At 62.4% G+C, this 9,777-nt stretch carries 10 protein-coding genes and 2 pseudogenes; 7 read left to right on the plus strand and 5 right to left on the minus strand.

Features of this window, described 5'->3' with window-relative positions; translation table 11 throughout:
- The first annotated feature begins 346 nt into the window (after positions 1-346).
- Genes FGE21_RS10025 through FGE21_RS10050 form a run of 6 tightly spaced genes read left to right on the plus strand, consistent with a single transcriptional unit; the run spans position 347 to position 6,336 of the window.
- Complete coding sequence (locus FGE21_RS10025; RefSeq protein WP_139663154.1) at positions 347-1,981, plus strand: phosphotransferase; 1,635 nt, start codon at positions 347-349, stop codon at positions 1,979-1,981.
- A complete protein-coding gene (locus tag FGE21_RS10030; protein ID WP_139663155.1) occupies positions 1,974-2,861 on the plus strand; it encodes a GAK system ATP-grasp enzyme in 888 nt (295 codons plus the stop codon). Before FGE21_RS10025 ends, FGE21_RS10030 begins: the two co-directional genes overlap by 8 nt.
- Positions 2,858-3,949, plus strand: coding sequence for an HprK-related kinase B (locus FGE21_RS10035; RefSeq protein WP_139663156.1), 1,092 nt, complete (start codon positions 2,858-2,860; stop codon positions 3,947-3,949). The genes FGE21_RS10030 and FGE21_RS10035 overlap by 4 nt, the downstream gene beginning before the upstream one ends.
- On the plus strand, positions 3,942-4,661 hold the full coding sequence (locus FGE21_RS10040; RefSeq protein ID WP_139663157.1) for a histidine phosphatase family protein: 720 nt from the start codon (positions 3,942-3,944) through the stop codon (positions 4,659-4,661). Before FGE21_RS10035 ends, FGE21_RS10040 begins: the two co-directional genes overlap by 8 nt.
- Positions 4,662-4,672: 11 nt before the next feature.
- Entirely contained in the window at positions 4,673-6,013 is a 1,341-nt protein-coding gene (locus FGE21_RS10045) for a metallophosphoesterase (RefSeq protein WP_139663158.1), read from the plus strand.
- A 29-nt stretch (positions 6,014-6,042) separates the two neighbouring features.
- On the plus strand, positions 6,043-6,336 hold the full coding sequence (locus tag FGE21_RS10050; protein ID WP_139663159.1) for an amphi-Trp domain-containing protein: 294 nt from the start codon (positions 6,043-6,045) through the stop codon (positions 6,334-6,336).
- A gap of 126 nt (positions 6,337-6,462) precedes the next feature.
- Here FGE21_RS10050 and FGE21_RS10055 read toward each other — a convergent pair whose 3' ends face one another.
- The 5 genes and pseudogenes from FGE21_RS10055 to FGE21_RS10075 form a co-directional block, all read right to left on the minus strand.
- The gene (locus tag FGE21_RS10055) at positions 6,463-6,864 is read right to left on the minus strand and encodes a hypothetical protein (protein ID WP_139663160.1); all 402 of its coding nucleotides are present in this window, start codon (positions 6,862-6,864) and stop codon (positions 6,463-6,465) included.
- A gap of 140 nt (positions 6,865-7,004) precedes the next feature.
- Positions 7,005-7,310, minus strand: coding sequence for a helix-turn-helix domain-containing protein (locus FGE21_RS10060; protein WP_255731491.1), 306 nt, complete (start codon positions 7,308-7,310; stop codon positions 7,005-7,007).
- Positions 7,311-7,477: 167 nt separating this feature from the next.
- Positions 7,478-8,182, minus strand: a complete 705-nt coding sequence (locus tag FGE21_RS10065) for a phage protease (RefSeq protein WP_139663161.1) — start codon at positions 8,180-8,182, stop codon at positions 7,478-7,480.
- Entirely contained in the window at positions 8,170-8,415 is a 246-nt protein-coding gene (locus FGE21_RS20620) for a phage protease (protein WP_139663162.1), read from the minus strand. Before FGE21_RS20620 ends, FGE21_RS10065 begins: the two co-directional genes overlap by 13 nt.
- 4 nt (positions 8,416-8,419) lie before the next feature.
- Positions 8,420-8,854: pseudogene (locus FGE21_RS10075) on the minus strand (Mu-like prophage major head subunit gpT family protein).
- Between the two features lie 20 nt (positions 8,855-8,874).
- On the opposite strand from FGE21_RS10075, the pseudogene FGE21_RS10085 reads away from it, so the two are divergent.
- Positions 8,875-9,554, plus strand: a pseudogene (locus tag FGE21_RS10085) (IS3 family transposase); the annotation flags it as partial.
- Positions 9,555-9,777: the final 223 nt, after the last annotated feature.

The following is a 9,777-nucleotide window of genomic DNA, read 5'->3' on the forward strand; positions in this document are numbered from 1 at the left end:
CATCCGAGGGTCCGGGGGTGACGCGCGGGAAGAGATCGGGCAAAGATCAGGCAGAGATCGGGCCGAGACCGAGCACTGAGGCCGCCCTCATGGGCAAGCCGCCACCAATCTGGCGTCAGCCACGCGGATCCTTCGGCGCGCTCTGCGGATCTGCGCCTTCTCGGGCATCATCTGCCCGGCTGTCATGGAGATGTCACATATGTAGCCCAGATGGGAAAACATCCGGATTCCAGACAGATCGGGCGCGGGTGGCCTGATAGCGGGGCGGGGGCTGCCCGATTTGACCCGCCCTGCGTCGCGCTGCTATCGGAGGGGACCGGCAGAAAGTACCAAGGGGTCGTGCAATATGAAACTGCCTGAAGCCGCGCAGGAAAACCTGGCGTTTCTGCTGGCAGAGCTGGACAGCCAGCTGGCCTCCATGCTGGCCTATTTCAAGGCGCCATCGACGGGGGCGGCGCAAAAGGTGATCCTGCGGGCTGGCTACGCCCATAACCTGTGGTCGCGGGTTCAGGCCTCCTGTCGGGCTGCGGGCGGGCGCGGAAAACCGTCGCAATCGCGGCGGCTGCAGTTGCAGAACGTGGACACGATTGCCCGCAACCTTGACCAGCTGTCGCGGCTGGCACGTCTGGCGCTGGTGCATGCGGAGGATGTGGAGCGGGTCAAACTGTTGCGCCCTGCCGCCTATGGAACGGTGCTGACACATGTGGCAACGGCGCTGCAGGAGGTGCTGCCGGCGCTGCATGCCTCCGACAGCAGGCGCGCGATCGAGATCGGCCAGACCAAGGCGGGCCTCGATGCGTTCTACGACCGCATGTTCCGCACCTATACCCGGGATATGCGCGACACCCGCTATACCGAGGATCTGGCCAATGCGCTGCTGGTTCTCAATGAGGTCCGGCGGATGGGAGAGAGCCTGCAGGGCATCAGCGAGGCGCTGTTGTCGATCAGCATCGGCCAGAATGTGCAGTTCGAGCGCTATTTCACCCTGCGCAGCGTGCTGTCCGCCGGCAAGGTGCCGGGCGACGATATTGCCTTGAAACCACTGGCCGAAACCCGCTCCGGCAGCGCCATTTCCTCGGTCACGGGCCGCGACAAGGACGGCGATCAGATCGATGCGGTGTTCAAGGACGGCGACAAACGCAAGGTCAAGGAAGAGCGCGCAGGGGTGAAGAGCTGGCATGCGATCTATCCGGGGCTGGCCCCGCGCATCCTGTCCTATGAAAAACGCGGCCAGTCGGCGGCGCTGCTGATCGAGCACCTGCAGGGATATACCTTTGAACAGGCGCTTCTGGGCGAGGCGGACGCGACATTCGCGGCGGCGCAGAAGACCCTGCACAAGACCCTGAGCGATATATGGACCCGGACCCGGATCGAGACCCCGGCCGAGATGGCGGCGATGCGCCAGCTGTCCCGGCGGATGGGGGACGTCTACCGGGTGCATCCGGGGTTCAAGACCGGCGCATTGTGGATTCAGGGCCTGAAACAGCCGGGCTTTGACGAGCTGTTGCAGGCCGCCGAGACCCGCGAGGCGGCAGCTCCGGCCCCGTTCTCTGTCTATATCCACGGGGATTTCAACCTGGACAACGTGATCTACGACCCGGGCGAAAACAAGATCCGGTTCATCGATCTGCACCGGTCGCGCTATATGGACTACGCGCAGGATGTCTCGGTGTTCATGGTGTCGAACTACCGGTTGCAGGTTCAGGACGGGCCGGTGCGGGCGCGGATTGCCGAGACGGCAGCCGGGCTGCACCGGATGGCCACCCGCTTTGCCCGGGCGCAGAAAGACGACACATTCGAATTCCGGCTGGCGCTTGGTCTTGCGCGCAGCTTTGCCTCCTCGACCCGATTTGTCTTCGACAAGGAGCATGCCCGGCGCATGATCCTCAGGTCGCGGTATCTGCTGGACAGGGTGCTGGCGGTGCCCGAGGGCCGGGAGGGACGATTGAAATTGCCGATCAAGGAGCTGTTTGGTGACTGAACTCAAAATCGGGGTGGTGGGCATTCCGGGCAAGTGGTCGACCGAGGCCATCGCCGACGCATTGGAGGCGCGCACGGGGTTTCGCCTTGTCATCGACATGGCGGAGGTCTCGCTCGATCTGGACAGCGGCGCATTGATGTTTCGCGGTCAGGATCTTTGCGGACTTGACGGGCTGGTGGTCAAGAAGATTTCCGAGATCTACAGCTATCATGCGCTGGACCGGCTGGAGATGCTGCGTGTGGCCGAGGCCCGCGGTGTCCGGATCTTCAGCAGGCCGGAGGCGATCCTGCGGCTGATGGACCGGCTTGCCTGCACGGTGACGCTGGCCAATGCGGGCATCCCGATGCCGCCGACCACCATCACCGAGAGCGAAGAGGCGGCGTTGGCTGCGGTCCGCAGCTACGGCAGCGCGGTGTTCAAACCGTTGTTTTCCACCAAGGCCCGCGGCATGTGCGTGATCTCCGCGACAGATGCGGATGCGCCTGCGCAGATCGCGGCCTTCAGGGCCGAAAACCCGGTGATGTATGTGCAGGCCCGGCGCGAATTGTCGGGACAGGATCTCGGAATGGTGTTTCTGGGAGGGCGATACCTATGTACCTATGCCCGGGTGAAACAGGACGGACGCAGCTGGAACACGACAATCCTGTCGGGGGGCAAATACGAGCCCTTCGACGCGGATGCGGATCTGATCGATCTGGGCCGGCGCGCGCAGGCCCCGTTTGGCTTGACCTTCACAACGGTGGATATCGCGCTGACGGACAGCGGCCCCATTGTCTTTGAGGTCTCTGCCTTCGGGGGGTATCGCGGAGTGAAGGAGGGCTGCGGGATGGATGCTGCCGGTCTGGTGGCGGAACACGTGATCGCAGGAATGGATGAATGACGCTATCTGATGTTGCGCAGGTCCGGGCGCTGCTGGATCTCAGCGCCGCCGAGGCGGCAGAGCCTCTGGACCTGAAAGTGGGCAGCGTGACGCTCCGCGTTCTGTGCGGGGCGCCTGCCCTGCGCGATGAGCTGGCAGAGTATTTCAAGGAAGCCCGCGCCACGGTTGCGAGGGCCGACATCACCGTGCATGTGACCGAGGGGCAGAGCATTGACCCTGCGCCGCTCTGGCGGCTTTGGGCGCGGGAGCCGGGCAAGCAGGGGCGCAAGGACGAGATCCATGACCTTGCGGACGGGCGGCTGATCCACAAGGCGCGCACCGGCGTCACCTTTCTGCAATCTCCGGCGCTGCTGGTGGCATTCGGGCCGGTCTCTGCGAATGCCAATCAGGTGGTGAATTTCATCAATACGCAGGTTCTGAACAGGGCACAGCGGGAGGGGTGGCAGATCTGCCATGCGGCGGCCGTGACCCGAGCCGGTCGGTCTCTCGCGATCGCGGGCTTGTCGGGCGGGGGCAAGTCGACCTCGGTCCTGCGGATGATGGACATTGCCGGGATGCAGTTCATGACCAACGACCGGCTGTTGTGTCAGGTCACGGCAACCGGCGCCGACGGGCTGGGCATTCCCAAACATCCGCGGATCAATCCGGGCACCATACTTGGAAATGACCGCCTGCAGGGGATGCTGAGCGAGGCGCGCAAGACCGAGTTGCGCAATATGGCCCCGGATGCGCTCTGGACGCTGGAAGAGAAACACGATCTGATCATTCCCGACATCTACGGGCCGGGCCGGATCACCTATGCGGCGCCTTTGACGGATTTCTGGGTGCTCAACTGGGAGCGCGACGTCGACAAGGTGACCATGATCGAGCAGGTCGATCTGGCAACGCGCCCCGACCTTTTGGGTGCGATCATGAAAAGTCCGGGACCTTTCTATCAGGCGGCGGACGGGGCGTTTCTGCGCGACAGTGCGGTGCCGGAGCCGGAGGGGTATCTGGCGGCGCTCGCCCATGTCCGGGTGCAGGAGGTGACGGGCCGCGTGGATTTCGACTCGATTGCCAATCTTGGCCGCGATCTGTTTGATGCCTGATCCTGATCCCGCGCCTGATCCCGCGCCGCGCTATGTCGCGCTGATCCGGCATGGCGCCTATCATCAGCGGGCGCAGACGCCATCGGCCCTGCAGCCCTTTCCCCTGACGCAGGAGGGGCAGGCGCAGGCGCAGGCATGCGGGGCGCAAGTGCATGCGATCCTTTCGCGGGAAAACTGGACCCTTGCGCCGGTGATCCACAGCTCGCACCAACTGCGCGCCTGGCAGACGGCGACAGCGGTCGCGGCGGTCCTGCGTGAGGCGGGCCACCGGGTCGCCCCCCTTGCCGAGACACCGGCGCTGGCAGAGCGCGCGGTGGGCGCGGTGGCCAATCTGACCACGACAGAGATCGAGGCGCTGCTTGATCTGGATCCGCGCTATGACCCAGCGCCGCCGGGGTGGAAATCCGACAGTCACTACCGGCTGCCCTTTCAGGGGGCGGAATCGCTGTTGCAGGCGGGGGCGCGGGTGGCGGATCATCTGACAAGGGTCGCAGAGGCGGCCCCCGCGCGGTCGCTGACGCTCTGCGTCGGGCATGGGGCCTCGTTTCGTCATGCGGCCTGTGATCTGGGGCTGCTGTCATTGGGCGATATCGCGCGTCTTTCCATGCATCATGCCACCCCGTTACTGCTCTGTTACATGGGGCGTGGTAGATGGGCGCACTGTGGCGGCGCCTGGAAACACCGGCGCAGCCAGGAGACCCACCTGGACTAGGAACAGATGCTTTGCAGACCTGCCGTACGGCCCGCTCGCCTCTTTTGCCGCCTGTGTATGACCCCTTCGGCGAGCTCCCTGATTTGCCGCATGAACTGGAGCGCTGGCCAGTGGCAAGCGCCCACTCCGGCAGCCCCGGCCCGGACGGCATCGATCAGCTCAAGGCCTGCCTGAGCCGCGCCGAGGCCCATGGAGGCTGGCGCTGGCCGACCCGGCCCGTTGTCTTCCTTTCCGACACCCATGCCGATGCCGAAGGATTTCTGCGGTCGCTGGTGGTGTCCGGTCTGATCCGGCGCGATCGCGCCGCGCCGGGGGGATTTGTCCTGACGGCATTCGGCCGCAGCGCAACGATCCTGATCGGGGGGGATTGCCTCGACAAGGGACCGAGCAACCTTGATATGCTGGATGCGCTGGGCGCGTTGATGGCGATGGGGCCGGACCTGCGCATTCTGGCGGGCAATCACGATCTGCGGCTGCGGCTGGCCATCGGCGCGCTGCAGGAGACGCCGACGGCGCTGAGCGAGCATCTGCTGGTGCGGATGGGCCGCAAGATCATCCCGTTGCTGCGGGAGGTTCACGACCGATACGTGAGCGCGGCCGACCTCGCGGCCCTGCCGTCCGAGGCCGAATGCCGGGCGCGTCTTCATCCGCGTGCAGGCTGGGCGGAGCGGTTCTCTGTCGCAGCGGTGCAGCATCTGAAGTCCGCCGCCGTGGCGCTCGAGATCGCCAAGCTGGAGCGGAAAGCCGCGCAGTTTGACGCGGAGGTTCTGCGGGCGGGGCTGAGTGCACGCGCGGTTCTGGCGGCGGCGCTGAAGTGCCGCGAGGTGTTCTTCATGCCCGGAGGCGACTATGCCTGGTTCTATGACGCGATGGACGTTGTCTGTCAGCTGGGCTCGCTGCTGTTCGTGCATGCCGGGGTGGATGACAGCATGTGTCGCCTGCTGGCGGAGGGGGGAGCCGCCACGGTGAACCGTCGCTACCGGTCCGGGCAGGGGCAGGATCCGTTCGCCTTCTACTTCGGCCCTCTGGCAAATCTGGTGCGCACGAAATACCGCACCTCGGACGCGCAGCTGACAAGGGCCGGCGTGGCGGATCTGCATTGTATGGGCGTCCATATGGTGGTGCAGGGACATGTGAACAATGCAAAGGGTCAGCGGCTGCTGGCCAAAAGGGGGCTGTTGCATCTGGAAGGTGACGTGACCCTGGACCGGAGCTCTCGTCAGGGGGAGGGGCTGTCAGGGATCGGTGCCGGGGCGACCTTGATCTTTCCCAGCGGGGATGTCATCGGATTGAGCAGGGACTATCCGCGGGCCAAGCATTTCGCGCCGGAGCGGCAATTCAGGATCAGTTGAGCCAGACGTTGAACATGAGGCGGGCGAAGATGGCAAAGGACGACAAGGCACGCGATGATGCGCGGTTTCGCCATGACTCGCTGCAGGACCGCAAGACGGTGAAGACGCTCATCGACGCGATTGGCAAGGGGCTGGCGAAGGGCGAACTGAGCCTGAGCGATGACGACAACGAAATCCTGTTGACCCCCGAAGGATTGCTGACCCTGCGCATTCGGGCCGAGCGCAATGATGGTCAGTGCAAGGTGGATTTTCGTGTCAGCTGGACCGAGCGGGACGACGACCTTCGGGAAAGAGCGGCCCCGAAAGTCAAACCCCGAAGCTGAGGACAAACCCCGGGGCGGGCTGCCACAGGCCAATGCGCTTGTTAGCAATCATTCAGCCTGATACCGCCGTTTCAGAAGGTTTGATACCGGAAGAGGCCGGTCTATCTCGGTCGTTCTCGGATGGGATTATCGGCGCGTATTGTGAAACCAGTCATGAATTGCGCTCTTTCCGACTTTTCGGCCTGGGGGAAACCCGTCGGCAATCGCTGCCGCCAGTTCCTCGAAGGTCATGACGTCGATCCGATTCAGGACAAAGGCTCTCAGTTCAGGGTCGGCGTCAATACGGCGCGGACGACCAGGGCGGTGAAGGCGGCGATGATACTCCGCCCTGAAGGGGCCTTTCGATGGGTCTTCAACATGAGCTTCAGGCGCCGCTTCAAGAGCGCAGGTGAGATGTGAGAGAGCGACATGTGCCATGGCTTCGATGGCCTTCACGCTATCGAGAGCTTGAGCCAATCTAAGCCGCTCTTCATCTTCCAGTGATGGGGCAGAAGGTTCAGAGGTTGAAGTGGCGGCGCACATTTCCATACTTACTCTCGCAGGCGTGACACGGTGATATTCTCGCGGCCGTAGCACGATCTCCGGATCGGAGCGCTATGTGGGGTTTCCGGCTCGACCGGACTGCGAGGCCCCACCGCCTGCGCCCTAGAACACCCTCAGGTATTTCATCACATGTTGTACTGATTGAGATACAGGCGGACTGTTCTGTCCGTCCGGCGGATCGTCCTGGCGATTTCATTGACGGGCATCCCCTGCCAGTGGAGAAAGGCGGATATCCAAGCGTTTGCCAATGGCACACGACGTTGCAACAGATGCGCTACATTTGCCAGTGCCCGCACGTTGTCCGCTCCAACCAGTTTCTCGACCCTCGGCCGCCTTTTTGGATTTTGCGGGATAAACAGTTCGGAGCCACCGAACTGAAGAAGAAATTGGACCGTCAGTTCTGGCCCCAATACATCAAGATAGGGCTGCACCTGTGCGGTAGGCTTTGGAAGTGGAAGTGTAGGCCTGCTGATCCTTAAAACGGTCTGTGGCAGCCCCCACTTGACGTCCGGCAAACTACGAAAAGGGGGCAGATCCACGCCAGACCACGAAGAGGTCAAGCGCATGCGCAGATTAGGGATGGGGGAGCCCGCGCACCTCAGTCACTGAGCGGGTCGGGTGACAATCCCGGTTGGGCGCAGATCGCAGCCGCTTCGTGTGAACTGGATGTGGATTGCCCAATGCCGTTGTCGGGATCGCTGGGCAACGACGTTGAGTTGATCAGATGGGCGTATGCTCCCGGTATCGAATTGGAAACGAAGGTATCAAATGCCGCCTCGTCTTTCTGGCAGAGTGCAGCGGCCCATTCTTTCATTCGGGGCAGGATGATGCCGTTCGCGACCGCGTCCGAGACCTTGCTTGCAATTCGGCTTTCCGCTTGGGTCGAAGGCTGTTGGTTTCGATCCTGCATCAATTCCTGAATGGCCTCGATGGGAACGAAGCGCGCGGGATCATGAGACTGGGCGGCAGTTTCTGCGCGGGCCTCCCCTTTGAGCGTCGCAATTGCCTCAAAACCCGCTTGGGGTTCAGCTTCGGCTGGCAGGTCCAGAGCTTGGGCCAGTTGCTGCATGAAATTTTGACTGTCGGGCATGGCGGTGTCCTGGCTTGCAAGGGCATGAAGTTGAAGTTTGGGATTGTGAACCAGCCCAGCACCTTTGAGCTTGGTGATGGCTTTGTTGCCCGGCCCGAAGAAGAAGGAGGGGCTGAGGTAGCGGTAAGCCTCGGTCGCAATCAGTTCGCGCGCCTGAGCGGTCCATTCCACGCGCACCCAGAGGCCTGCTGCGTCCGCTTTCAGTTCCTTGATCCAGAGGTGGCGGGAACCGGGCTGACATGCCCATCAGGCTTGCGGTCATTCTGGTGTTCGTAGTCAATCGGCAGATCGACGCCGGACTGATGGAATGCCAGTCTGACCGATTGCGGATCGGACAGGGCGAACCGTCGCCCATCCCAACCAGCCATGTGCCCAGGCGGAAACAAATGGACCCAATCCGGAGCCTTACAGGATAGCTCACATGTTGCGCTTGCTTCGTTCAGCATCAGTTCACTCGCCGATAAACGGCGAGACCATCAACTTCGCGGTGCCTTTCCACTGGTTGGTTTCACCACCTGAGCCAAGCTCCGAGTTCAGCAGCTTGAGAGCATCGCTCTCAAGAGAGGGCGGTACGACCAATGTGGTCGGCTGGATGCCCAATATCCGGCCACCATCCGCCCGGAAGTTCATCATCGCGGAACGCGCAGCGGCATAAATTTCCGAGGTCAGAGCGCCCTTGCTGCCATAGCCGAGTTGCCAAAGGCCAAAGCCCGCGTTGACCCGTGCCCGAACGCGGTAGATGTATTCGTCGTTCATGAACACATGGGGGGTTTGCCGGATCACTCATCGCAGTGAACTGGTAGTCCTCGCGCTCCTGCCAGATAGCGGTTTCACGGCGCGGGAAGTATCCAGCAGGAACCACGGGGTTTCTGCGCCGTCCTGCACGTTGCTGACGGTGACTTCCTTATGGCTCTCGCAAGATCACCGGTTTGCTGGTTCAGGCGGGGTGTCAGGCGGGGTGGTGCGTGAACCATAAGCGGGTCGAGCGGATTTGGCGACGCGAAGGGCTTAAAGTGCCGCAAAAGCAGAAGAAACGCGGGCGGCTTTGGCTGGCGGATGGCTCCTGCGTGCGGCTGCGGGCCGAACGGCCGAACCACGTCTGGTCCTATGATTTCGTGCAGGATCGGACCGCGGACGGGCGGGCCTACCGCATGCTCAATATCGTCGATGAGTTCACCCGGGAGGTGCTGGTGATACGTGTCAAACGCAAGCTCAATTCTGTCGAAGTGATCGACGCGCTGACAGACCTGTTCATCCTCCGCGGCCCACCTGAGTTCATAAGGTCCGACAACGGCCCTGAGTTCATCGCGACCAGGCTGCGAACTGGATCGAAGCGGTGGGCGCCACAACGGCCTATATTGAGCCGGGTTCGCCATGGGAGAACGGATATGTGGAAAGTTTCAACGCTAGGCTTCGCGACGAATTGCTTGATGGGGAGGTGTTCTATTCACTGAGAGAAGCCCAGATCCTGATCGAGCGCTGGCGCCAACATCATAACAGGGTGCGCCCGCACAGCTCTTTGGGCTACCGCCCACCAGCGCCGGAAAGCATCGTACCCATAGACCAGAGGCCCACGATGCACTAACTTTCAAACCGGACCACTCAAGTGGGGCAGATCACTCGGGTGGGGGTCGTTCCTTTCGCTATGAAACCAGCACGCACCAATTGATAGGAGACTTTTGCAGCATCTTCAGGTGTGTTATTTGGTGACATCAGTACTACCATAGCCTCGTGATTGCTTGCTATTGTAGATGGGGACCAACGCGGTCAGAGCTTCATGAGAGCCTTAGGCTCAGGACCCATTGATT

Origin of the sequence: Phaeobacter sp. B1627, from assembly GCF_006265095.1 — a bacterium.
In the GTDB taxonomy this organism is placed as follows: domain Bacteria; phylum Pseudomonadota; class Alphaproteobacteria; order Rhodobacterales; family Rhodobacteraceae; genus Epibacterium.